At 63.6% G+C, this 21,926-nt stretch carries 21 protein-coding genes; 8 read left to right on the top strand and 13 right to left on the bottom strand.

From position 1 onward, the window contains the following. Nucleotides 1-14: 14 nt before the first annotated feature. Nucleotides 15-620, bottom strand: a complete 606-nt coding sequence (locus ACTORR_RS10730) for an LPS-assembly lipoprotein LptE (protein WP_054886153.1) — start codon at nt 618-620, stop codon at nt 15-17. A gap of 61 nt (nt 621-681) precedes the next feature. After that, nucleotides 682-3,288: a leucine--tRNA ligase gene (gene leuS / locus ACTORR_RS10725; protein WP_286935775.1), complete on the bottom strand. Its 2,607-nt coding sequence runs from the start codon at nt 3,286-3,288 to the stop codon at nt 682-684. Nucleotides 3,289-3,517: 229 nt separating this feature from the next. On the opposite strand from leuS, the gene ACTORR_RS10720 reads away from it, so the two are divergent. Both ACTORR_RS10720 and ACTORR_RS10715 read left to right on the top strand, forming a co-directional pair. Beyond that, a complete protein-coding gene (locus tag ACTORR_RS10720; RefSeq protein WP_286935776.1) occupies nt 3,518-3,832 on the top strand; it encodes a hypothetical protein in 315 nt (104 codons plus the stop codon). A gap of 131 nt (nt 3,833-3,963) precedes the next feature. Further along, the gene (locus ACTORR_RS10715; protein WP_054886150.1) at nt 3,964-4,725 is read left to right on the top strand and encodes a YdcF family protein; all 762 of its coding nucleotides are present in this window, start codon (nt 3,964-3,966) and stop codon (nt 4,723-4,725) included. A gap of 108 nt (nt 4,726-4,833) precedes the next feature. Here the strand turns inward: ACTORR_RS10715 and lnt are convergent, their stop codons facing one another. The 4 genes from lnt to ACTORR_RS10695 are packed head-to-tail and all read right to left on the bottom strand — an operon-like array spanning nt 4,834 to nt 8,689. Beyond that, complete coding sequence (lnt, locus tag ACTORR_RS10710) at nt 4,834-6,351, bottom strand: apolipoprotein N-acyltransferase (RefSeq protein WP_441343632.1); 1,518 nt, start codon at nt 6,349-6,351, stop codon at nt 4,834-4,836. Between the two features lie 8 nt (nt 6,352-6,359). Then, nucleotides 6,360-7,199 (bottom strand): HlyC/CorC family transporter, encoded by an 840-nt coding sequence (locus ACTORR_RS10705; RefSeq protein ID WP_027917759.1) that lies wholly within the window; start codon nt 7,197-7,199, stop codon nt 6,360-6,362. Nucleotides 7,200-7,224: 25 nt separating this feature from the next. After that, entirely contained in the window at nt 7,225-7,698 is a 474-nt protein-coding gene (gene ybeY, locus ACTORR_RS10700) for an rRNA maturation RNase YbeY (protein ID WP_099814656.1), read from the bottom strand. Beyond that, entirely contained in the window at nt 7,691-8,689 is a 999-nt protein-coding gene (locus ACTORR_RS10695) for a PhoH family protein (protein ID WP_054886147.1), read from the bottom strand. The genes ybeY and ACTORR_RS10695 overlap by 8 nt, the downstream gene beginning before the upstream one ends. A gap of 174 nt (nt 8,690-8,863) precedes the next feature. Here ACTORR_RS10695 and ACTORR_RS10690 point away from each other — a divergent pair, with 174 nt between their 5' ends. After that, nucleotides 8,864-9,190: a DUF1820 family protein gene (locus tag ACTORR_RS10690; protein WP_054886146.1), complete on the top strand. Its 327-nt coding sequence runs from the start codon at nt 8,864-8,866 to the stop codon at nt 9,188-9,190. A 3-nt stretch (nt 9,191-9,193) separates the two neighbouring features. On the opposite strand, the gene ACTORR_RS10685 is transcribed toward ACTORR_RS10690, so the two are convergent. From ACTORR_RS10685 to ACTORR_RS10670, 4 genes are all read right to left on the bottom strand, one after another. Beyond that, nucleotides 9,194-9,739, bottom strand: coding sequence for a tetratricopeptide repeat protein (locus tag ACTORR_RS10685; protein ID WP_054886145.1), 546 nt, complete (start codon nt 9,737-9,739; stop codon nt 9,194-9,196). Nucleotides 9,740-9,994: 255 nt separating this feature from the next. After that, complete coding sequence (gene hemL / locus ACTORR_RS10680) at nt 9,995-11,278, bottom strand: glutamate-1-semialdehyde 2,1-aminomutase (protein WP_286934239.1); 1,284 nt, start codon at nt 11,276-11,278, stop codon at nt 9,995-9,997. A gap of 16 nt (nt 11,279-11,294) precedes the next feature. After that, the gene (gene thiE / locus ACTORR_RS10675; RefSeq protein ID WP_054886726.1) at nt 11,295-11,918 is read right to left on the bottom strand and encodes a thiamine phosphate synthase; all 624 of its coding nucleotides are present in this window, start codon (nt 11,916-11,918) and stop codon (nt 11,295-11,297) included. A 13-nt stretch (nt 11,919-11,931) separates the two neighbouring features. Then, nucleotides 11,932-12,729 carry a hydroxymethylpyrimidine/phosphomethylpyrimidine kinase gene (locus tag ACTORR_RS10670; RefSeq protein ID WP_054886727.1) on the bottom strand — a complete coding sequence of 266 codons (798 nt, stop codon included), beginning with the start codon at nt 12,727-12,729 and terminating at the stop codon, nt 11,932-11,934. A 265-nt stretch (nt 12,730-12,994) separates the two neighbouring features. Between ACTORR_RS10670 and ACTORR_RS10665 the strand changes: the two genes are divergently transcribed. The 4 genes from ACTORR_RS10665 to ACTORR_RS10650 all read left to right on the top strand — a co-directional run bounded on the left by ACTORR_RS10665 (nt 12,995) and on the right by ACTORR_RS10650 (nt 19,025). Then, on the top strand, nt 12,995-14,986 hold the full coding sequence (locus ACTORR_RS10665; RefSeq protein ID WP_286934236.1) for a sensor histidine kinase: 1,992 nt from the start codon (nt 12,995-12,997) through the stop codon (nt 14,984-14,986). 196 nt (nt 14,987-15,182) lie between these two features. After that, complete coding sequence (locus ACTORR_RS10660; protein WP_286934233.1) at nt 15,183-16,835, top strand: acyl-CoA dehydrogenase family protein; 1,653 nt, start codon at nt 15,183-15,185, stop codon at nt 16,833-16,835. Between the two features lie 84 nt (nt 16,836-16,919). Then, complete coding sequence (gene amn, locus ACTORR_RS10655; protein ID WP_176507091.1) at nt 16,920-18,383, top strand: AMP nucleosidase; 1,464 nt, start codon at nt 16,920-16,922, stop codon at nt 18,381-18,383. 6 nt (nt 18,384-18,389) lie between these two features. Beyond that, nucleotides 18,390-19,025 (top strand): pseudouridine synthase, encoded by a 636-nt coding sequence (locus ACTORR_RS10650; protein WP_313364566.1) that lies wholly within the window; start codon nt 18,390-18,392, stop codon nt 19,023-19,025. Between the two features lie 4 nt (nt 19,026-19,029). Here ACTORR_RS10650 and ACTORR_RS10645 read toward each other — a convergent pair whose 3' ends face one another. Beyond that, entirely contained in the window at nt 19,030-19,233 is a 204-nt protein-coding gene (locus ACTORR_RS10645; protein WP_027917747.1) for a DUF2788 domain-containing protein, read from the bottom strand. 52 nt (nt 19,234-19,285) lie between these two features. Continuing rightward, a complete protein-coding gene (locus ACTORR_RS10640) occupies nt 19,286-19,762 on the bottom strand; it encodes an Lrp/AsnC family transcriptional regulator (RefSeq protein WP_003249795.1) in 477 nt (158 codons plus the stop codon). Between the two features lie 391 nt (nt 19,763-20,153). Here ACTORR_RS10640 and ACTORR_RS10635 point away from each other — a divergent pair, with 391 nt between their 5' ends. Continuing rightward, nucleotides 20,154-20,972 carry a DUF6515 family protein gene (locus ACTORR_RS10635; protein ID WP_286934228.1) on the top strand — a complete coding sequence of 273 codons (819 nt, stop codon included), beginning with the start codon at nt 20,154-20,156 and terminating at the stop codon, nt 20,970-20,972. A 77-nt stretch (nt 20,973-21,049) separates the two neighbouring features. Here the strand turns inward: ACTORR_RS10635 and ACTORR_RS10630 are convergent, their stop codons facing one another. Next, complete coding sequence (locus tag ACTORR_RS10630; protein WP_262108844.1) at nt 21,050-21,919, bottom strand: cation diffusion facilitator family transporter; 870 nt, start codon at nt 21,917-21,919, stop codon at nt 21,050-21,052. Between the last annotated feature and the right edge of the window lie 7 nt (nt 21,920-21,926).

The following is a 21,926-nucleotide window of genomic DNA, read 5'->3' as shown; positions in this document are numbered from 1 at the left end:
TGCCCCGTTCGGGCTTAGTTGCCCGGGATTTCCATGGGGGACTGCTGCGGCGTCTCGGCCTGTTGGCGGCGTGCAGCTTCCAGTGCATCGGCTTCGGCCTTGGCGCGTGCGTCGGCCTTGCGCTGCAACTCATCGAGCTGCGCAGGGCTCAGCTGTTGCAGGCGCGAAACCATCGACTGCACCAGGTCGCGGCGCATCTCTTCGCGTGCTCGCAGGGCTTCCTGATCGGAGCCGGTGATATTGCCACCGTCACGCACGTACACCTTGCGTGCTTCTACCTTGTTGCTCAGCAGTTCGAGGTTGTTCAGGCCGAGGATGCTGTAGCTGAGCGTGGTGGTGAGCTCGTACTCGGCAGTGCTGTTGCCGCCGGAGTAGCTCGCCGAGCGAGAGCTTTCCTGCTCGTTGGTCAGTACCAGGCGATAAGGCGCGCCCGCATGCACGTTGACGCCACTGCGCTCAAGTACCTGGCGCAGTTGCACCACGGTCTGGCCGTAGGCGTTGCGCGCACTGACGTCCATCTCCTTGACGCGCAGGTCGTTGGTGCCGGTGCCGCGCAGCTGGAAACCGCAGGCGCTGAGCAGGACAGCCAGGCCCATTACCAGCAGATTGCGTTTGATCATGTTGTTGCTCCCTTGTGGGCCGATACCGCCCACCCGCACCGGATGCGGGTGGGCGTTGCCATCAGTTGGCGACGATGTTGACCAGTTTGCCCGGTACCACGATAACCTTGCGGATAGTCAGGCCATCGATGAAGCGCAGGACGTTTTCGTTGCTGCGGGCAGCGGCTTCGACTTCCTCGCGGCTGGCGGCGGCTGGCATTTCAACCTGGCCGCGCAGCTTGCCGTTGACCTGCACCACCAGGGTGATGCTGTCCTGCACCAGGGCGCTCTCGTCGACTGTTGGCCAGCCTGCGTCGATGACAGCCTGGTCGTGGCCCAGCTGCTTCCACAGCTCGTGGGAAATGTGCGGAGTGATCGGTGCCAGCAGCAGGGTCACGGCCTCCAGGCCTTCCTGCAGCAGGGCGCGGTCCTGTTCGGTGGCCTGCGGGGCCTTTTCCAGCACGTTCATCACGGTCATCACCTGGGCGATGGCGGTGTTGAACTTGTGGAACTGGCCGACATCGGTGCTGGCCTGTTTGATCGCGGCGTGGATGGCGCGGCGGATGACCTTCTGTGCATCGTCCAGTGCGGCGACGTCCAGCTTGCCCGGCAGGCCTTGTGCGACGTGAGCCTGGGCCAGGCGCCAGACGCGGCGCAGGAAGCGGCTTGCACCTTCGACGCCGGAGTCGGACCACTCCAGGCTCGCGTCAGGTGGCGAGGCGAACATCATGAACAGGCGGCAGGTGTCGGCGCCGTACTGGTCGATCATCGACTGCGGGTCGACGCCGTTGTTCTTCGACTTCGACATCTTCTCGGTGCCGCCGATTTCCACCGGCAGGCCATCGGTCTTCAGGCGGGCACCGATGATCTTGGCCTTGGCATCGCGTTCGATTTCGACGTCGGCCGGGTTGAACCAGTCCTTGCCGCCGTTGCTGGCTACGCGGTAGTAAGTCTCGGCGACCACCATGCCCTGGGTCAGCAGGTTCTTGAAGGGCTCGTTGGAGGTCACCAGGCCCTCGTCGCGCATCAGCTTGTGGAAGAAGCGCGCGTACAGCAGGTGCAGGATCGCGTGCTCGATACCGCCGATGTACTGGTCGACCGGCAGCCAGTGGTTGGCTGCTTTCGGGTCGACCATGCCACCTTCGTAGTTCGGCGAAGCGTAGCGGGCGAAATACCAGGACGACTCGACGAAGGTGTCCATGGTGTCGGTTTCGCGCTTGGCCGCAGCACCGCATTTCGGGCAGCTGCACTCATAGAACTCAGGCATGCGCGCCAGCGGCGAACCGGCACCGTCCGGCACCACGTTTTCCGGCAGGGTGACCGGCAGCTGGTCTTCCGGCACGGGTACGTCGCCGCACGACGGGCAGTGGATGATCGGGATCGGGCAGCCCCAGTAGCGCTGGCGGCTGATGCCCCAGTCGCGCAGGCGGAACTGGGTGCGAGATTTGCCCAGCTCCTTGCGGATCAGGGCGGCTTCGATGGCGTCGAAGGCGCCGGCGAAGTCCAGGCCGTCGAACTCGGCGGAGTTGATCAGCTGGCCATGCTCGCCATAGGCGGCCAGCCATTCGCTGCCGACGTCATCACCGGCGCTGGTGCGCACCACGGCCTTGACCGGCAGGTTGTACTTGCGGGCGAACTCGAAGTCGCGCTCGTCGTGGGCAGGGACGGCCATCACGGCGCCATCGCCGTAGTGCATCAGCACGTAGTTGGCGACCCAGACCGGCAGCTTCTCGCCGGTCAGCGGGTGCTCGACGAACAGGGAAGTGGGCATGCCCTTCTTCTCCTGGGTGGCCATGTCGGCCTCGGCGACGCTGCCGCTCTTGCATTCGTCGATGAACGCCTGCAGGGCAGGGTTGCCCTGGGCGGCCTGGGTGGCCAGCGGGTGCTCGGCGGCAACGGCGACGTAAGTGGCGCCCATCAGGGTGTCGGGACGGGTGGTGAAGACCTTGAGGGTGCCTTCGTGGCCGATGCTGGCCTTGTCATACGGGAACTGCACTTCCATGCCACGCGACTTGCCGATCCAGTTGCGCTGCATGGTCTTGACCTGCTCTGGCCAGCCCGGCAGTTCGTCGAGGCTTTCCAGCAACTCGTCGGCGTAGTCGGTGATGCGGAAGTAGTACATCGGGATTTCGCGCTTCTCGATCAGCGCGCCGGAACGCCAGCCGCGGCCGTCGATGACCTGCTCGTTGGCCAGTACGGTCTGGTCGGCCGGGTCCCAGTTCACGGTCCCGTTCTTGCGGTAGATGATGCCTTTCTCGAACAGGCGGGTGAACAGCCACTGTTCCCAGCGGTAGTAATCCGGCTTGCAGGTGGTGACTTCACGCGCCCAATCGATGGCCAGGCCCAGGCTCTTGAGCTGGGTCTTCATGTAGTCGACGTTCTCGTAAGTCCACTTGGCCGGGGCGACGTTGTTCTTCATTGCCGCGTTTTCCGCGGGCATGCCGAAGGCGTCCCAGCCCATCGGCTGCAGGACGTTCTTGCCCAGCATGCGCTGGTAACGGGCGATCACGTCACCGATGGTGTAGTTGCGCACGTGGCCCATGTGTAGCTTGCCGCTCGGGTACGGGAACATCGACAGGCAGTAGTACGTGTCTTTGCCTGGCTGTTCGGTAACAGCGAACGATTGTTGCTCGTCCCAGAATTTCTGGGCGGCGGCTTCGATATCACGGGGCGTGTATTGTTCGTGCATGGCTACTTTTTGCTGAGAGAGAAGAGACCTTGTTCCAGGCAGCGGAACCTCGCTGCGTCCGGCACTCCGGTGTCGTTTTAGAGTGAACGCCGTAGCATACAGCAGCGCCGCGCATCGTGGGAAACCTTGATTGCGAATGCCCGCTGGTCGCGGCATCCGGCTGCTTTTTATAGCGACGCTAAGCTCAGGTGTGGGGGGAGATAATCTTTATCTTCAATGAGGTGAACGGATGGGAGAGACGCAGCTACCCGCAATCAAACCGGAGCTTTACGAACGCCTGATCGACCGTCTTGGCCTGGCACTGGAAGTCGCCAGGACCTCGGTAAGATTACGCGACGAGATGCCAGCCGAGCTGGAGTTGCGTGGCTTGAGCCATGCAGAGTTCGAAGTGATCAAGGCTTACCTGGATTCCCTCCCGGAACGCCGTAATGCCTGTGCCGGTACATTCCCGCAAGCGGAACCGGCCACGGCCAAGATCATCTGGCTCAAGGACAAGAGACGCCCCGCCAACTCGGCGAGTTCCAGGAGGCTGCCGCATCGCTAGCCGTTCAGGACGCCAGGCGCAGGCAATCGCCCGCCGGTTCTACAACACACTTCCCATGATCGACGCCGGCCCGGGCTTGTTGACCGGCGTCGATCCTTTATAGGCTGCACGCCTTCCATGGAGGTGTGTCGATGCCGATCCGGTTTTTCTTCAAGCAATGGCTGATGCCGCCTGGCGTCCTGTTTCTGCTGCTGCTCGCGGCCTGGTGGTTGCGCAGAAGGCGGCCGCAGTTGGCGACGCTGTGTTTTGTCATGGGGCTGGGAGGCCTGTGGCTCATGAGTTTGCCGCTGGTGGTGCAAGAGTCTGCCCATATCCTGGAAACCGAGCCGCCCCTGGCGACAGCGGATTGGACCGGCCTGGCGAGCAGGGCAGATGCCATCGTCGTGCTTGGCGCGGGGCGCGAACGCGGTGATCCGGCCTGGGGTGGTGGTGACCAGCCCACGGCGACGGCCCTTGAGCGCATGCGTTTTGCTGCTCGGCTGGCGAAAGCCTCGGGGTTGCCGGTGCTGACCAGCGGTGGCTTGCATTACGGTACGCCGCCTAGCGAAGCACAGCTGATGGCGGATCGCCTGCGCGAAGATTTCGCCGTCGAGGTGAAATGGAAGGAAGAAGCCAGTCGTACCACCTGGGAGAACGCCCAGCTGAGCGCCAAGGTGTTGCAGCCGCTGGGTATGCGCCGCGTGGTGGTGGTGACCCAGGCGTGGCACATGCAGCGCTCACGCTGGAGCTTCGAGCGGGCCGGGTTCGAGGTGGTGCCGGCACCGGTGGGGTTCCTGGGGCGCGATCATGCACGGCCGTTCGGAGGGTTGCTGCCCGAGAGCCGGGCCATGTGGCAAAGCGGGCAGTTGCTCAATGAAGCGGTGGGCTTGGTGGGGTATCGGTTGTTCTACTGAGCCTTGTGTCGCCAATGCCGGCCTGTTCGCGGGCACGCCCGCTTCCACATGGGAGCGCGGAACCCTGTGGCAGCGGGCGTGCCCGCGAACAGGCCGTTGCAGGCTGAATCAGACTGTCTTGGCGATACGGCTCGCCAGCAGGGCCCAGCCCAGCAACAGCACGCAAAGAATCGCCAGCGGCCAGGACCGCCACTGCAGATAAGGCGTCAGCTGCTGCATTGGCACCACTTCGCCATACAGCACCGCCCGCTGGAACTGCGGCACTTGGGCGGTGATCTTGCCAAACGGGTCGATCAGTGCGGTTACACCATTGTTGGTGGCGCGGATCATCCAGCGGCCGGCTTCCAGTGCACGCATCTGCGCCATCTGCAGGTGCTGCAGAGGGCCGATCGAGGTACCGAACCAGGTGTCGTTGCTGATGGTCAGCAGCAGGTCACTGCGTGCCGCCAGGCCAGCAGCGAACTCGGGATAGACCACTTCGTAGCAGATGAACGGGGCAACCTGGTAGCCCTTGGCTTGCAGCAGTGGCTGGTCCGCGGGGCCGCGGGCAAAGTCCGACATCGGCAGGTTGAAGAACTCGATCGCGCCGCGAAGCATGTCCTGCAACGGCACGTACTCGCCAAACGGCACCAGTTTCTGCTTGAGGTAAGTGCCGTCGCCTTCGCCGGTTGCGGTGACGCCGTTGTAATAACGGCGCTGGTGATGCACCACTTCACGGACGGGGACACCGGTGATCAGCGCCGAGTGCCGGTCGGCAGCAAAGCGGCCCATCACATCGATATAGCCTTGAGCCTGGTCCTTGAGCACTGGCACGGCGGTTTCCGGCCACACCAGCAGGTCAACCAGTCTGGAGCTGAAGCTCATGTCGCGGTACAGCGCCAGTTGCGCGTCGATGTGGGCCGGGTCCCACTTCAGGTCCTGCTCGACGTTGCCCTGCAGGGCCGCAACCTTGAGCGGGTCGCCCGCCGGCGTGGTCCAGGCGTGGCCCTTGAGGGCCATGCCGATCACCCATGGCGCCAGCAGCAGCACCGCGCCGATGGCAAGGAACGATGGGCGTTCGCGCAGGCGCTGCAGGTTGCACAGCAGCGCGGCGCTCAGCGCCAGGGCGAAGGAAATCAGCCACACGCCACCTAGCGGCGCAAGGCCCGACAGCGGGCCGTCGAGCTGGCTGTAACCGGCATACAGCCAAGGGAAGCCAGTCAGCAACCAGCCACGGAAGGCCTCTTGCAGCAGCCACAGGGCGGCGAAGCACAGGGCATCGGCCAGAGGCGCCTCGTTGCGCCTGAACCAGCGTGCCCACAGCCAGGTGGGCAGGGCGAAGAACCAGGCGAGGGCGGCGAAGAATGCCAGCAGCAAGGCGATCGCCAACAACGGCGAGGCGCCGCCGTAGGTATTCATGCTGACGTAGATCCACCACGTACCTGCGCCATAGAGGCCAAAGCCGAACCACCAGCCACGCCACATGGCCTGGCGCGGGCTGAGCTCGCGCAGGCCAAGGTAGAGCAGGGCGATTGACAGCAGGGCCAGCGGCCAGATATCGAACGGCGCCAGGGCCAGGAGGGTCGATGCGCCGGCCGCCAGGGCCAGCAAATTACCGGGCCAGCCGGGGCGGGTGATCCAACGCATGTTTGTCCTTAGCGGGTGATCGGGGTAAGGCGCAGCAAGTGTATCCGCCGGCTGTCGGCATTGAGAATACGGAACTTGTAGGCGCCGATTTCGGTGGTCTCGTTGCGCTTGGGCAGGTGGCCGAAGGCGCTCATCACCAGGCCGCCGACGGTGTCGAACTCGTCATCCGAGAATTCGCTGTCGAAAAACTCGTTGAAGTTGTCGATCGGGGTCAGCGCTTTGACCAGGAAGTCACCGCTCGGTAGCGGCTTGATGTAGCTGTCTTCCTCGACGTCATGCTCGTCCTCGATGTCACCGACGATCTGCTCCAGCACGTCCTCGATGGTCACCAGGCCCGCCACGCCGCCGTATTCGTCGATAACGATGGCCATGTGGTTGTGGTTGGCGCGGAACTCGCGCAGCAGCACGTTCAGGCGCTTGGACTCCGGCACGAAGGTGGCCGGGCGCAGCAGGTCCTTGATGTTGAAGCTGTCGCCGTTCTCTTTGAGGATCAGCGGCAGCAGGTCCTTGGCCAGCAGGATCCCGAGCACATCGTCGTGGCTTTCACCGATCACCGGGTAGCGCGAGTGGGCAGCGTCGATGACGGCCGGGAGGAACTCGCGCGGCGATTGGGTCGCCTTGATGCTGATCATTTGCGAGCGCGGGACCATGATGTCGCGTACCTGCAGGTCGGCGACCTGGATGGCACCTTCGACGATGGTCAGCGCTTCGCTGTCGAGCAGCTTGTTCTGATGGGCTTCGCGCAGCAGCTCAAGGAGCTCCTGGCGGTTTTTCGGCTCATGGGCAAAAGCCTGGGTCAGTTTACCCAGCCAGGACTTCTGCCCGTTGCTCGATCGATCTTCGCTCATGGCGGTTCTCGTGATCCTTCGTGTATCAGTGTGTGAGAGGTTCGTTTTCATCGTCGGCGTACGGGTCAGGGTGACCCAGTTCCGCCAGCAATTCCCGTTCCAGCGCTTCCATTTCCTCGGCCTCGTCGTCTTCGATGTGGTCGTAGCCGAGCAAGTGAAGGCAGCCGTGGATGACCAGGTGCGCCCAGTGCGCTTCCAGCGATTTGCCCTGTTCGGCCGCCTCGCGCTCGACCACTGGCACGCAGATCACCAGGTCGCCCAACAGCGGGATATCGAGCAGGTCATCCGGCACGTCGGCCGGGAACGACAGCACATTGGTCGCGTAGTCCTTGTGCCGGTAGGTGTGGTTGAGTTCGCGGCCTTCGCCTTCGTCGACCAGACGAATGGTCATTTCCGAATCGGCCGTGCGCTGGCGCAAGGCCAGTTCGCACCAGCGGCGGAAGGCGGCGTCGTCCGGGGCGGCAGCATCCGTGGCCCGTTGCAGGTCAAGTTCAAGCATCTTTGCCGGGTGCCTCGGGCTTGGCCTGGCGGGCATCGAAGCGGTCATAAGCCTCGACGATACGCTGCACCAGTGGGTGACGAACCACATCTTTGGGTTGGAAGTGGGTGAAGCTGATCCCCGGTACGTCCCTGAGCACCTCGATCACATGGGCCAGGCCCGACTTGGTGCCACGGGGCAGGTCGACCTGGGTGATATCACCGGTGATCACCGCCGTCGAGCCGAAGCCGATACGGGTAAGGAACATCTTCATCTGTTCCAGCGTGGTGTTCTGGCTTTCGTCGAGGATGATGAAGCTATTGTTCAGGGTGCGGCCGCGCATGTAGGCCAGCGGGGCGATCTCGATCACCTGGCGCTCGATCAGCTTGGCCACATGTTCGAAGCCGAGCATCTCGTACAGCGCGTCGTACAGCGGGCGCAGGTACGGGTCGATCTTCTGGGCCAGGTCGCCAGGCAGGAAGCCGAGCTTTTCGCCCGCCTCGACCGCCGGGCGTACCAGCAGGATGCGGCGCACTTGCTCACGCTCCAGGGCGTCGACGGCGCAGGCCACGGCAAGGTAAGTCTTGCCGGTACCGGCCGGGCCGATGCCGAAGTTGATGTCGTTGCCGAGGATTTCCTTGACGTAGCGCTGCTGGTTGACGCCGCGCGGGCGAATATTGCCCTTGCGCGTGCGCAGCGAGACGCTGACTTCATTGACCGCAGGATTGTCGATGTTCTCTACCGTCGACTCCTGCAGGTACAGGTGCACGGTTTCCGGCGACAGGTCCGTGGCCTTGGTCTCGCGGTAGAGGCGGCGCAGCAGTTGCTCGGCAGCGGAAGTGGTCTTGGGTTCGCCGATCAGCTCGAATTGGTTGCCGCGGTTGCGGATTTCGATGGCCAGGCGTTGTTCGATCAGGCGCAGGTGCTCGTCGAACTGGCCGCACAAGTTGGCGAAACGGTGGGCCTCGAAGGGTTCGAGGATGAAACGATGAGGTTGTATGGGTGCGTTCAAGGTCGTTTTTAGCCGCTCGACGGCAATGAATGTGAACTCAAGAATAACCCTTGAAGGGCAGTGGCGAAAGCACTGAAACGATCAAGGGTTGGTTCAGGCTGTGTACCCGCCCGGGCCGGGGCCCGCTCTGCTATGATGCGCGCCTTTTCTTACGCATGTGTTATCCCGCCGAACATGAGCAAACGCGAACCCGCCATCTACAAAGTGATCTTCCTCAACCAGGGGCAGGTCTTCGAGATGTATGCCAAGCAGATCTACCAGAGCGACCTGTGGGGCTTTCTGGAAATCGAGGAGTTCGTTTTCGGCGAACGCACCCAGGTGGTGGTCGACCCAAGCGAAGAGAAGCTCAAGAATCAGTTCGAAGGGGTGATCCGCAGTTTCGTACCGATGCATTCGATCGTGCGGATCGATGAAGTGGAGCGCCTGGGCACGGCCAAGATCAGCGAGGCGAAGGTCAGCGGCAATGTGATGCCGTTCCCCATGCCGATGCCGGAGCGGTAAACATCAGGGCAGCGGCGAGAACGGTGTGCGTCCTTCGGCGTTCTGCAGTTCCAGCAGGTACTTGCGGAAGATCTGGCCAAGCACCTGGGTGGCGTGCTCAAGCTCGTCGCGAGGCATCTGTTCGGTTACTTCGTCGGCCATGTCCAGCGCATCCTCGGCGCCGTTGACCGCGGCCATCTTCAGCAGGATATAGGCCTGCACATTGTTGGCCTTTACCCCTTCGCCATGAAAGAACATGGCGCCAAGGCGGTACTGGGCTTCGGCGTGGCCTTGCAGCGAGGCCTTCTGGAACCAGTCCAGCGCCAACTTCAGGTTTTTCGGCGTAAGCGTGTAGTAGTACTCGCCCAGCTCGAACTGTGCCTGGGCGTCCCCGGTCGCCGCTGTTTCTTCGCAGGCTTTCAGCGCGTTCTGCAGGTCTTCTGGCTGAACGTTGAGCGTGCAGCGCCCCGTTGCCGGAATCAGCAACGAGTTACCGCCCTCCGCCAGGGCCAGCAGGGGCTGAAGAAGCAACAGGCAGCCCAAGGTGAGGGCGCGGCCGGTGCGGTTCATGGGGATCGACTTACCTCTGCAAAGCTGCGGCCAATATCTCTGGTGGCACATTATGGGATAAGCAGCGCCAACCTTACAAAGTTTTACGCGAATTTCTGTCTTGCTGGTGGATTGGATGATTGTGTAGGAGCGACCTTGTGTCGCGAAAGGGCCGCAAAGCGGCCCCGACATTGTCTGTGTCAACGCTAAAACGCTGGGGCTGCTCTGCAGCGCTTTCGCGACACAAGGCCGCTCCTACAGCGGCCGCGTGCTGGCTTATTTCAGCGCGGCAAAGGCTTTTTCGGCCGCATCCAGGGTGATCTGCAGTTCTTTTTCACCATGGGCGATCGACGTGAAGCCCGCCTCGAACGCACTTGGCGCCAGGTACACGCCACCGTCGAGCATCAGGTGGAAGAAGCGCTTGAAGCGTTCGGCATCGCTGGCCATCACGTCGTCGAAGGTGACGATGTCGTCGGCGCCGCTGAAGTACAGGCCGAACATGGCGCCGGCCTGGGTGGTGACGAACGGCACGCCCGCGGCATCGGCACGCTGCTGCAGGCCATCGAGCATACGGCTGGTGAAGGCGGTCAGCTCGTCATGGAAGCCAGCGCGGCTGATCAGCTTCAGGGTGGTAAGGCCAGCGGCCATGGCCAGCGGGTTGCCCGACAGGGTACCGGCCTGGTACACCGGGCCCAGCGGGGCGATGCAGCCCATGATTTCGCGTTTGCCGCCGAAGCAGCCAACCGGCATGCCGCCGCCAACGATCTTGCCGAAGGTCGACAGGTCAGGCCTGATCCCGTAGTAACCCTGGGCGCCGCCGAGCGAGACGCGGAAACCGGTCATCACTTCGTCGAAGATCAACACCACACCGTGCTTGTCGCAAAGCTCGCGCAGGCCTTCGAGGAAGCCGGGTGCCGGCGGTACGCAGTTCATGTTGCCGGCCACCGGTTCAACGATGATGCAGGCAACGGTCTGGCCGACTTCGGCGAGGGTCTTCTCGACTGCGGCGATGTCGTTGAACGGCAGGGTCAGGGTGTGCTTGGCGAAGTCTGCCGGTACGCCTGCCGAGCTTGGCACACCTTGGGTCAGCAGGCCGGAACCGGCCTTGACCAGCAGACTGTCGGAGTGGCCGTGGTAGCAGCCTTCGAACTTGATGATGGCGTCGCGACCGGTGTAGCCACGGGCCAGACGAATGGCGCTCATCGTCGCCTCGGTACCGGAGCTGACCATGCGCACCATTTCCATCGACGGCACCAGCGAGCAGACCAGGTCGGCCATCTCGGTTTCCATCGCGGTCGGCGCGCCGTAAGACAGGCCGTGTTCCAGCTGGCGACGTACTGCATCGAGTACGTCCGGGTGGCCGTGGCCAAGGATCATCGGGCCCCACGAGCCGACGTAGTCGACGTAGCGCTTGTCATCTTCATCGACGACGTAGGCGCCTTCGGCATGCTTTAAGAACAGTGGGGTGCCGCCGACGCTTTTGAAAGCGCGGACTGGCGAATTGACGCCGCCAGGGATGTGCTTCTGGGCTTGGGCAAACAGGGCTTCGGAACGGGACATGGGTCTTCTCTCGAAATCAGGAAGCGAACAGGGCGTTGAAGGCGCGGGCGCGGCGGGTGACTTCCTGCGCGCTGTCGGCACCGAACAAGCCGTGGATGACCGCCAGCAGATCGGCACCGTGGGCGATCAGCGGGGCGGCGTTGTCGAGGGTGATGCCACCGATCACGGCGATCGGCAGTTTTACCTGGGCGCGGGCCTGCTCCAGCAGGTCGACGTTGGCAGCCGGCGCACCGGGCTTGGTGACAGAATTGAAAAAGCGGCCAAAGGCCACGTAGCTGGCACCTTCGTTGGCAGCCTGGGCGGCAAGTTCGACGCTGGCGTGGCAAGTGGAGCCGATGATCGCCTGGCGGCCGAGCAGGGCGCGAGCGGGTGTCAGCGGGCCGTCGGTCTGGCCCAGGTGTACGCCGACGCCCAGGCGTGCGGCCAGTTCGGCGTCGTCGTTGATGATCAGCTGAGTGCCGTAGCGTTCGCAAAGCTTCATCAGGGCTTCGGCCTCGCGCAGGCGGCGGGCGGCGTCATCGCCCTTGTCGCGGTACTGCAGCAGGCACACACCGCCTTCCAGGGCTGCTTCGACGTGGGACAGGAAACGGCCGGCGAGCAGCTGGCTGTCGGTGATTGCATACAGACCGCGTAGCTTCATTGAACGCCTCGTCTCAGGAGCAGAAATCCAGGGGCAGGCGACGCGGAACGTACTGGCCTTTGCCCAGCTGTTCGGCGTCGCGCAGGGTACGCCAGGTATAGTCCAGGGCGCTTTTCACCGCGCTTTGCAATTGCTCGCCGAGGGCCAGGCGACCGGCCAGGGCGCTGGCCAGGGTGCAGCCCGAGCCGTGGTAGCTGCCCGGCAGGCGCTGGCAGGTCCAGGTATGGCTCTGGCCGTCGCGGCTGTACAGGCGATTGTGGATTTCTTCCTCGTCACCGTGCCCACCAGTAATCAGCAGGTTTTTGCAAAACGGCAACAGTTTCTCGGCACACTCGTCGGCGGTGCCTTCAGGGAGTTCGGCCAGGATGCGCGCTTCTGGCAAGTTCGGCGTGGCAATGGTCGCCAGCGGCAGCAGGCGTTCGCGCAGGGCATAGCCAACTTCGTCCTTGCCCAGGCGGCCACCGCCACCGGCTCGCAGCACCGGGTCGCAAACCAGCGGCAGGTGTGGGTGGGCACTGAGCAGTTCGGCGACGGTGTCGACCATGTCGATCGAGCCGAGCATGCCCAGCTTCACGGCGGCGACGGTGGAGTCAGCCAGCACGGCATTGGCCTGGGCCAGGACCCACTCGCGGTCGAGCACACGGAAGTCGGAAACGTTGACGGTATCCTGCACCGTCAGGGCAGTCACGGTAGGTGCGGCGTGACAGCCTTGGGCGAGCAGGGCTTCTATATCTGCCTGCAAGCCGGCGCCGCCACTTGGGTCGTGGCCGGAGAGACAGAGGACAACGGGGCGGGAGCTGTAGGTATTCATGGTCGGCGAGCTTACCACCAAACCCCTTTGTGCGGATCGTCCTACAAACGAGTTTTGTTGATCAAGTGGTCAGATTTTCTCGCGTGCTTGCGCTGAAAGTATTGTCCTAGAGCCTTTTGTTAGAAAATTGGAGTGGCCCGTCGCCAGCCTTGAAAGCTATGCTAGAGTGCTCGGATAACTCGACAAACGGGCTCTGCCGGATTTCGTCGTCTCAAAGGGATTGGAGGCCATCGCGACGCGACCGGACAGGCCATGCTGGGGCTGTATGCGCTATTTGCTGATTATGCTTCTGGGCTTGTTGCCCGTGCTGGCCGGAGCCGTCGAAATCGACGAGGCGACTCGGCATCTTCCCTTGGGCAAGATCATGCAGGTCTACGAAGACCGTGATGGCAGCGCGAGCATCGCCCAGGTCAGTGCGCCTATCTTTGCCAGCCGTTTCCGTACGCATCACCAGGACGTGCTGAACGCCGGTTACTCGCATTCGGTGTTCTGGCTCAAGGTCGAGCTGCATTATGTGGCTTCTGCCAATGCGCAACCGCGCCAGTGGCTGCTCGAGCTGGCATACCCCCCCATGGACCATATCGAGCTGTACCTGCCGGGCAGCGATGGCGAGTTCGTCCTGGCCCGGCGCACCGGCGACGCATTGCCCTACGCCAGCCGCCCGATCCGCCAGAACAATTACCTGTTCGAACTGCCACTGCAGCCCGGGCAGTCGACCACCGCCTACCTGCGCTTGCACAGCCAGGGTTCGGTACAGGCACCGCTGTCGTTGTGGTCTGCCGAAGCGTACCTGGAAGACCAGCCGACCCGCCTCTATGTGCTGGGCATGATCTACGGCGTACTGCTGGTAATGGCGGTGTACAACCTGTTCATCTACCTCAGTGTGCGAGACGTCAGTTACCTCTACTACATCCTCTACATTGCCTCGTTCGGCTTGTATCAGGTGTCGGTGAACGGGGCAGGGGTTGCCTACTTCTGGCCGGACAGCCCGTGGTGGGCCAACGCAGCAACACCGCTGTTCATCGGCGCTGCGGGCTTGTTCGGGTGCCAGTTCGCCCGTCACTTCCTGCAGCTGGGCAAGATCAGTCGCGGCTTTGACCGCTTGCTGCAACTGCTGATGCTGGGTGGCGTACTGGTGATGGTGCTGTCGGTGAGCATGCGCTACGGCATCGCCTTGCGCATGGCCACGGTGCTGGCCTTGCTGTTCACCGTGAGCATCTTTGCTGCCGGCTTGTATGCCTGGGTGCGGGGCCTGCGTGTGGCGCGCTGGTTCATCATCGCCTGGACGGCGTTCCTGCTCGGTGGGCTGGTCAATACCCTGATGGTGCTGGGTTACCTGCCTAACCAGTTCATCACCATGTATTCCAGCCAGCTGGGGTCGGCGCTGGAAGTGGCGTTGCTGTCGCTGGCCCTGGCCGACCGCATCAACAGCATGCGCGAACAGCAGGCACAGACCTTGCGCGATACCGGTGAGGCGTTGGAGCAGATGAACCAGCAGCTGGCCAGGAGCAATCACCTGAAGGATGAATTCCTCGCCACCGTTACCCACGAACTGCGGACACCGATGAATGGTGTGATCGGCTCGCTGGAACTGATGCACACACTGCCCATGACTGCCGAGATGGCCCAGTACCACCGCACGGCGGTCGGCTCGGCCCAGGACATGATGGACATGGTTGACGACATCCTCACGTTGACCGAACTGCAGGCCGGCCGTATGCGCCCGCAGGCGCTGCCGTTCAGCTTGCGGCGCACGCTGCAGGACCTGCGTGCCGGTTATGCCGGAACGGCCTTGGGCAAGGGTCTGTACCTGAGCCTGGACATCCCCGCCGAGCTGCCGGACGAGTTGCTGGGCGATGCGCAGAAAGTGGCCCGCTGCCTGGGCTGCCTGGTGGACAACGGCCTGAAGTTCACCCATCACGGTGGGGTGATGATGCAAGTTCGCGGGCGCCGCCTTGGCCCCGACAGCCTGGCGTTGACCTTTACCATCAGCGACAGCGGCATCGGCTTCGATGATCTGGACCAGGCGATTCTCTATCAGCGCTTCTTCCAGGTCGATGGCTCGATGACTCGCCGCTATGGCGGGCTCGGGATTGGATTGTCGATCTGCCGGCAACTGGCCGAACTGCTTGATGCCAAGCTGTCCCATGAGTCGACGCGGGGACTTGGGAGCCGGTTCGAGCTGGCCTTGAACGTCGCCATTGCCCAGGTGCAGATGCCGCCGGGACGGGCCGTGTCGGGGGCTACGCGGTTCTAGGGTCTGCCTTGAGGGTTTCAGCGCCTGCAAGATCGGGCGCCGCCCTCGCGGCGCTCGATCTTGCAGGCGCTGAAATTATTGTGGCGAACCCTTGGCAGCCCTGAGCCACATGTTTAGTCATTATTGTCACTACTACTCACCGGCAGGGAGTGCTTCACTGGGCCTTTCAGGCATACCCGGATCCAGGAGCTCCCGAATGAACCTCCACCAGTACGCTGAAACCCACGAAGTCACCAACCAGCCACCGTCGCTCGACGGTGCCAACCTGTACCGCCTCGACCTGCCGCTGCAGGAATGGTCGCGGCGTTTCGGGGCTGGTTGGGCCGAAGCGCGGATCGACGCCTATGGTGCCTTGGCCGGCGGTCCGCTGATGGCAGCAGGCTTTCTGGCCAATGCGCACAAGCCGGAATTCAGCAGCCATGACCGCTTTGGCCACCGCATCGACCTGGTCGAGTTCCACCCCGCCTACCACGAGTTGATGCGCACCGCCGTCGAACACGGCCTGCCATCATTGCCCTGGGCCGAACCTCGGCCCGGTGCCCACGTGGCGCGGGCATCGATGACCTACCTGCACAGCCAGGCCGAAGCCGGTACCGGCTGCCCGCTGACCATGACCTTTGCGGCCGTGCCTGCGCTGCGGTTGCAGCCAGAGCTGGCCGAATACTGGCTACCGAAGATCCTCGCCTGCGAATACGACCCGCGCAACGTCGGTGACCGTCACAAAGCCGGCGTGACCCTTGGCATGGCCATGACCGAGAAGCAGGGCGGTACCGACGTGCGCGCCAATACCACCCGTGCTTACCCGGTCGGCAGCCCCGGCCCCGGGCAGCCCTACGAGCTGGTCGGGCACAAGTGGTTCTGCTCGGCACCGATGTGCGATGCCTTCCTGACCCTGGCGCAGACCGACAAGGGCCTGAGCTGCTTCCTGCTGCCGCGCCATCGGCCCGACGACAGCCGCAACCAGTTCTACATCCAGCGCCTGAAGAACAAGCTGGGCAACAGCTCCAACGCTTCCAGCGAAGTCGAGTTCCGTGGCGCGCTGGCGTGGATGGTGGGCGAGGAGGGGCGCGGCGTGCCAACCATCATCGAGATGGTGGCCATGACCCGTTTCGATTGCATGGTCGGCTCCAGCGCGTTGATGCGCCAGGCGCTGACCCAGGCGGCGCACCACTGCGCCCATCGCAAGGTCGGCGGCCGGGTGCTGAACGAACAACCCTTGATGCAGAACGTGCTGGCTGATCTGGCGCTGGAAAGCGAGGCCGCGCTGGCCCTGAGCCTGCGCATGGGGCAGGCCCTGGAACAGCTCGACGACCCGCAGCAGGCGCACTTCGCACGGCTGGTCACGGCGGTGGGCAAGTACTGGATCTGCAAGCGGGCGCCGGCCATGATCAACGAGGCTGCCGAGTGCCTGGGCGGTGCCGGTTATGTCGAAGACAGCATCCTGCCGCGGTTGTATCGCGAAGCGCCGGTCAACTCGACCTGGGAGGGTTCCGGCAATGTGCAATGCCTGGACGTGCTGCGGGCGTTGTCCAAGGAGCCGGGGGTGCTCGATGCGCTGTTCGCCGAACTGGGCGACGGGCATGGCGACCCGCGCCTGGCCGCGCATATTGGCAACCTCAAGGGGGCGTTCGCCGATACCAGCGATATCCAGTACCGGGCACGGCAGCTGACCGAAGACATTGCCTTGGCGTTGCAGGCCAAGCTGCTGCTGGAGGCGGGCAATGCCGTGGTCAGCGATGCGTTCATTGGCAGCCGGCTGAACGGTGGCGGGCGGGTGTATGGCGCATTGCCGCGAGGCATCGATGTCGAGGCACTGGTGGCGCGGGCGACCCCCGCCTGGCCCAGCTGAACACAGCGGCTGACCATCGGGGATGTATTTAGTAACAAAGGCAGGCAAGATGGCTGACATGCATGTCCAGACAGGAAGCCCAGTGTGAGCCAAGCTTTTGTAGTCGTTGATACCCCCGAACAGGCCGTCGACCGTCTGGCGGCCCTGCATGAACAGGCCACCGGGGCTCTGAGCCAGGCCCTCAAGCGATACCTGAAAGACCGTACCGAACCGAGTGCCGACGAGCGCGCCCTGTATCGCTACCCCGCACTGCGCCTGACTTATTACAGCCACGGTGAAGTGGCTGCCACCACGCGCGCCTATGCCAAGGTCCAGGTGGCGGGTACCTACAGCGTCACCGTCACCCAGCCGGCGGCATTCCGCGGTTACCTGCTGGAGCAGCTGCGACCGCTGATGCATGACTACACAGTGACTGTGGAAGTCGGCGTCAGCGAGCAGAACATTCCCTACCCCTACGTGGTTGACCAGGGCGATGAGCTGGCTGGCAGCGGCATTACCGCCGCCGAGCTGGCGCGGGTATTCCCCAGCACCGACCTGTCGGCAGCCACCGACAACATCGCCGATGGCCTGTACGACTGGGGCAATGCCGAAACCCTGCCGTTGGCGCTGTTCGATGCCGCCCGCGTGGATTTCTCGCTGCGTCGCCTGGTGCATTACACCGGCAGTGACTGGCGCCATGTGCAGCCCTGGATCCTGCTGACCAACTATCACCGCTATGTCGACCAGTTCATCAGCCACGGCCTCGAGCAGCTGCGTGAAGACCCGCGCTTCGTGCGCATGGTGCTGCCAGGCAACGTGGTGATCGAAAAGGGCATGGACCACGGCGAAGCACAGGCATTGGTCGCCAGCGTGGTCTGGCACCGCTACCAGATGCCGGCCTATCACCTGATCGCCGGTGACGGTGATGGCGTGACCTTGGTCAACATCGGCGTCGGCCCGTCCAACGCCAAGAACATCACCGACCACCTGGCGGTGCTGCGCCCGCACTGCTGGCTGATGATCGGCCACTGCGGCGGTCTGCGTCAGTCGCAGACCATCGGCGACTACGTGCTGGCCCACGCCTACATGCGCCGCGATGGGATCCTCGACCGCGTGGTGCCGCCGAACATTCCGATTCCGGCCTTGGCCGAAGTGCAGTTGGCACTTCAGGAAGCCGCGGCACAGGTGACCGGCGAGCGTGGCGAAGAGCTGAAGAAGCGCCTGCGCACCGGCACCGTGCTGACCTACGACGATCGCAACTGGGAGCTGCGCTGGGCCCAGGAGCGGCCGTTGATCAACCTGTCGCGTGCCGTGGCAGTGGACATGGAAAGCGGCACTATCGCCGCCCAGGGCTATCGCTTGCGGGTACCGTATGGCACCTTGCTGTGCGTGTCCGACAAACCCCTGCACAGTGAGATCAAGTTGCCCGGCTCGGCCAATGCCTTCTACAACCGTGCGGTCAGCCAGCACCTGAAGATCGGCATCGCCGCCCTCGACCTGCTGCGCACCGAGCTCAATTCGTTGCACTCGCGTAAACTGCGCAGCTTCGATGAGCCGCCGTTCCGCTGAGGATCCATGCCACTGCCACCCCGTTCCAAGCCGCGCCGCCCCCAGGCGCGGCCTGCCGGCCCCCGTCGCCAGGCCAAGGCGCCACCGGCCGAGCCAGGCCTGATCCTGTTCAACAAGCCATTCGACGTGCTGACCCAGTTCAGTGACGGAGAAGGGCGCGCGACGCTCAAGGATTTCATCGATATCCCTGGCATCTACCCGGCCGGTCGGCTCGACCGTGACAGTGAAGGCCTGCTGCTGCTGACCAACGATGGCGGCTTGCAGGCGCGCATTGCCGACCCCAGGCACAAGTTGCCCAAGACCTATTGGGTGCAGGTGGAAGGCGAACCTAGCGACGAGCAGATCCAGCGTTTGCGCGATGGCGTGGAGCTCAATGATGGCCCAACCCTGCCAGCCGAAGCGCGGCGCCTCGACGAGCCCGAGCTATGGCCGCGCAATCCGCCGGTACGGTTTCGCAAGAGCGTACCGACCAGCTGGCTGGAGCTGGTGATTCGCGAAGGGCGTAATCGCCAGGTGCGGCGGATGACTGCCGCGGTCGGCTTGCCGACCTTGCGCCTGGTACGGGTGCGGATCGGCGACTGGGCGCTGGATGGGCTGGAGCAGGGCTGCTGGCGCGAGGTTGCCCCGAAGCTCGCGCGTTGATGGCCTAGACCCCTTCGAGAAACGCCACCACCACGCTCTTGATGATGAAGGCCAGCACTCCCAGCCCGAGCACGAAGAACAGGATCATCGTGCCAAAGCGCCCGGCCTTGGACTTTTTCGCCAGGTCCCAGACGATGAAGCCCATGAAGCCGATCAGTACAGTAACCAGCACGATCATCATCCACTCTTCAAATACGGCGGGATCCATCTGTGTTCTCCAGGCAGGCTGAGCTTGCGATTATACGCGGGCGAGTGGAGGTTTAACGCAGGTGCGTCAGTGGCAGCTCGGTGCTTGCCAGAACCTGGTTGAGCACGAAGCTCGAACGCACGCTGGTCACCCCTTCGATGCGGGTCAGGCTGCCCAGCAGCAGTTTCTGGTAGTGGTCCATGTCTGGCACCACCACCTTCAGCTGGTAGTCGGCATCCATGCCGGTGACCAGGCTGCACTCGAGCACCTGCGGCAGGTTGCGGATGGCGGCTTCGAATGTCTCGAAGCGCTCCGGGGTGTGCCGGTCCATGCCGATCAGCACGTAGGCGGTGAGGCTCAGGCCGAGTTTCTTGCGATCGAGCAGGGCGACCTGGCGCGAGATATAGCCGTCGTCTTCCAGTTGCTTGACCCGACGCGAGCATGGCGATGGCGACAGGCCGATGCGTTCGGCCAGCTCCTGGTTGGAGATGCGCGCGTCGCGCTGCAATTCGGCGAGGATGCTCAGGTCGTAGCGGTCAAGTTTGCTCATGGAAAAGGCCTTTTCTGTTCGGATTGCGGTGAATTATCGATCCAGGGTTAAAAATTGCGCAAGCGCTATTTATCTGAGCAATCTTCGCAATCCTGTGCCGCTACCGCTCCCGTATCGTTAACCCCAGAATCACTGCCCGGACATCAGTCCACGGCGACGCGCCCTAGGCGGGCGGTCGCGGCCAGCCATCCAACAGGATCTGCAGGCCCCCGGGCTACACAGCTTCCAGAAGACGCTGTGAGGTGAGCCGGCGCCACAAGTGCCGAGCACGGACGACAATTCTCAAAGGGAGGCCAATGGCCTCCCTTTTTTCATGGCCGCAATTTCATCTGCCCTTAGTGCCAGCGCGGTAGACTGGCAGCATGCCGTTTTCTTTACCGTGAGGAACAACATGAAGTCGCGCATCTGGCAGTTGGCAGGTGTTGGTTTGCTGGGCTTGAGTATCAGCCTCGGGGCTATGGCCGAAGGCCCGGGCGAGGGGCACGGCAACGAGGGAGCCCCTGGCCGCGCTCTCAACTCGCGTGACGAAGTGCAGCAGACGCAGCCCGCGCGGCAGGGCTATTACCAGGATATCCCCCGGCACAACGGCGACTACCGCCACTGGCAAGCCGGCGGCCCAGGGCAACGGCCCGGCGGCGACTGGCAGGGGCGCCCGGATGGCCACGGTAATGGCTGGGGCCCCGGGCCGCAGTATCGCCCGGGGCATACCATCGACCACTTCCGGGACCGCTACTGGAAGGTGCCCTACCGCGGCGATGATTACTTCTATTCCGGCGGTTACTGGTATCGCCCGCATGGGGGCAGCTACGTGGTGGTAACCCCGCCCTACGGCGTGCGGGTCAACTACCTGCCTTCCTATGCGCGGGAAGTCTGGCTGGGCGGTGCATTGTTCTTCCTTGTAGCCGACACCTACTACCAGTACCTGGCCGACAGCCAGGAGTACGTCGTGGTCAACCCGCCCGCCATGGCCCCGGCACCGTTGTCGGCGGCAGCGCCGGCCGGCAACAGCTACGACGTGATTGCCTACCCGATGCATGGCCAGGGGCAGGAGCAGCAGGACCAGGACCGCTACCAGTGCCACCGCTGGGCGGTAAGCCAGTCAGGCTTCGACCCGGCAACGGCGCCTTATGCGCCTCCCGGCGAAGTGGCGAGCAACTACCGACGGGCGCTGAGCGCCTGTTTCAGCGGCCGCGGCTACAGCGTCAACTGACGCCTGAGAGGAACTGCTCGCTCCCACAGGGATCGAGCCGACCTTGAAAAAATGAGCAAGACAGTGCCTGCCAATGATCACACCGGGTCGGCATGCACCATCACATCCGCCTGTGGATAACGCTGGCGGATGACGTCCGATGCCTGCACGCACAAGTCGTGCGCCGCATTCAGCGGCAGCTGCCCGGGTAGCTCCAGGTGCAATTGCACGAACCACTGGTTACCTGACACCCGGGTGCGCAGGTCATGCACGCCTTCGACACCTGGAATGCCCAGCACCAGTTCGACCATCCCTTCGCCGATGTCGCTTGGCAGTTCCTTGTCCATGAGAATCGCCGTGCTCTCGCGGGCGATCTGCAGTGCACTCCAAAGGATGTACAGCGCGATGCCCAAGCCGAACAGCGCATCCATCTGCGCCCAGCCCAGGCGTGCCAGCAGCAGGGCCAGCAGGATGCTGCCGTTGAGCAGCAGATCGGACCGGTAGTGCAGCGAGTCGGCGCGCACCGCGGTCGAGCCGGTCAGGCGAATCACCTTGCGCTGCAAGGCCAGCAAAGCGACGGTCAGCGCCAGCGACAACAGCATCACGCCGATGCCGATGGCTGTGTCACCCAGCGGTTGCGGGGCTTGCAGGCGCTCATAGGCCTGTATCCCGATCAGTACCGCACTGACCCCGATGAACAGCGCCTGGGCCATGCCCGCCAGCGCCTCTGCCTTACCGTGGCCAAAGCGATGGTCGTCATCGGCAGGGCGCAGGGCGTAGTGCACGGCAAGCAGGTTGAGGAACGAGGCGACGGCGTCCAGCGCCGAGTCGGTCAGCCCGGCCAGCAGGCTGACCGAGCCGCTCAGCCACCAGGCCACGGCCTTGCTTACCACCAGTATGCTGGCCACCGCCAGTGATGCGCGGGTGGCCAGGCGCAGCAAACGCTGATGCTCGGCTGGGGTGATCATGCTCAGG

The sequence above is a fragment of the Pseudomonas sp. SAR267 genome (assembly GCF_052077595.1).
GTDB classification, from domain to species: domain Bacteria; phylum Pseudomonadota; class Gammaproteobacteria; order Pseudomonadales; family Pseudomonadaceae; genus Aquipseudomonas; species Aquipseudomonas vlassakiae.
Note: the sequence above shows the minus strand (reverse complement) of the source record. Positions and strands in the feature narration are given on the sequence as shown.

Excerpts from the sequence above, each read along its gene's own strand:
- thiE (WP_054886726.1), bottom strand. The coding sequence starts at position 11,918 with ATGAAGCTACGCGGTCTGTATGCAATCACCGACAGCCAGCTGCTCGCC.
- hemL (WP_286934239.1), bottom strand. The coding sequence starts at position 11,278 with ATGTCCCGTTCCGAAGCCCTGTTTGCCCAAGCCCAGAAGCACATCCCT.
- ACTORR_RS10665 (WP_286934236.1), top strand. The coding sequence starts at position 12,995 with ATGCGCTATTTGCTGATTATGCTTCTGGGCTTGTTGCCCGTGCTGGCC.
- ACTORR_RS10645 (WP_027917747.1), bottom strand. The coding sequence starts at position 19,233 with ATGGATCCCGCCGTATTTGAAGAGTGGATGATGATCGTGCTGGTTACT.
- ACTORR_RS10635 (WP_286934228.1), top strand. The coding sequence starts at position 20,154 with ATGAAGTCGCGCATCTGGCAGTTGGCAGGTGTTGGTTTGCTGGGCTTG.
- lnt (WP_441343632.1), bottom strand. The coding sequence starts at position 6,351 with ATGCGTTGGATCACCCGCCCCGGCTGGCCCGGTAATTTGCTGGCCCTG.
- leuS (WP_286935775.1), bottom strand. The coding sequence starts at position 3,288 with ATGCACGAACAATACACGCCCCGTGATATCGAAGCCGCCGCCCAGAAA.
- ACTORR_RS10690 (WP_054886146.1), top strand. The coding sequence starts at position 8,864 with ATGAGCAAACGCGAACCCGCCATCTACAAAGTGATCTTCCTCAACCAG.
- ACTORR_RS10715 (WP_054886150.1), top strand. The coding sequence starts at position 3,964 with ATGCCGATCCGGTTTTTCTTCAAGCAATGGCTGATGCCGCCTGGCGTC.
- ACTORR_RS10630 (WP_262108844.1), bottom strand. The coding sequence starts at position 21,919 with ATGATCACCCCAGCCGAGCATCAGCGTTTGCTGCGCCTGGCCACCCGC.
- ACTORR_RS10660 (WP_286934233.1), top strand. The coding sequence starts at position 15,183 with ATGAACCTCCACCAGTACGCTGAAACCCACGAAGTCACCAACCAGCCA.
- ACTORR_RS10650 (WP_313364566.1), top strand. The coding sequence starts at position 18,390 with ATGCCACTGCCACCCCGTTCCAAGCCGCGCCGCCCCCAGGCGCGGCCT.
- ACTORR_RS10720 (WP_286935776.1), top strand. The coding sequence starts at position 3,518 with ATGGGAGAGACGCAGCTACCCGCAATCAAACCGGAGCTTTACGAACGC.
- ybeY (WP_099814656.1), bottom strand. The coding sequence starts at position 7,698 with ATGCTTGAACTTGACCTGCAACGGGCCACGGATGCTGCCGCCCCGGAC.
- ACTORR_RS10640 (WP_003249795.1), bottom strand. The coding sequence starts at position 19,762 with ATGAGCAAACTTGACCGCTACGACCTGAGCATCCTCGCCGAATTGCAG.
- ACTORR_RS10705 (WP_027917759.1), bottom strand. The coding sequence starts at position 7,199 with ATGAGCGAAGATCGATCGAGCAACGGGCAGAAGTCCTGGCTGGGTAAA.
- ACTORR_RS10730 (WP_054886153.1), bottom strand. The coding sequence starts at position 620 with ATGATCAAACGCAATCTGCTGGTAATGGGCCTGGCTGTCCTGCTCAGC.
- ACTORR_RS10670 (WP_054886727.1), bottom strand. The coding sequence starts at position 12,729 with ATGAATACCTACAGCTCCCGCCCCGTTGTCCTCTGTCTCTCCGGCCAC.
- ACTORR_RS10685 (WP_054886145.1), bottom strand. The coding sequence starts at position 9,739 with ATGAACCGCACCGGCCGCGCCCTCACCTTGGGCTGCCTGTTGCTTCTT.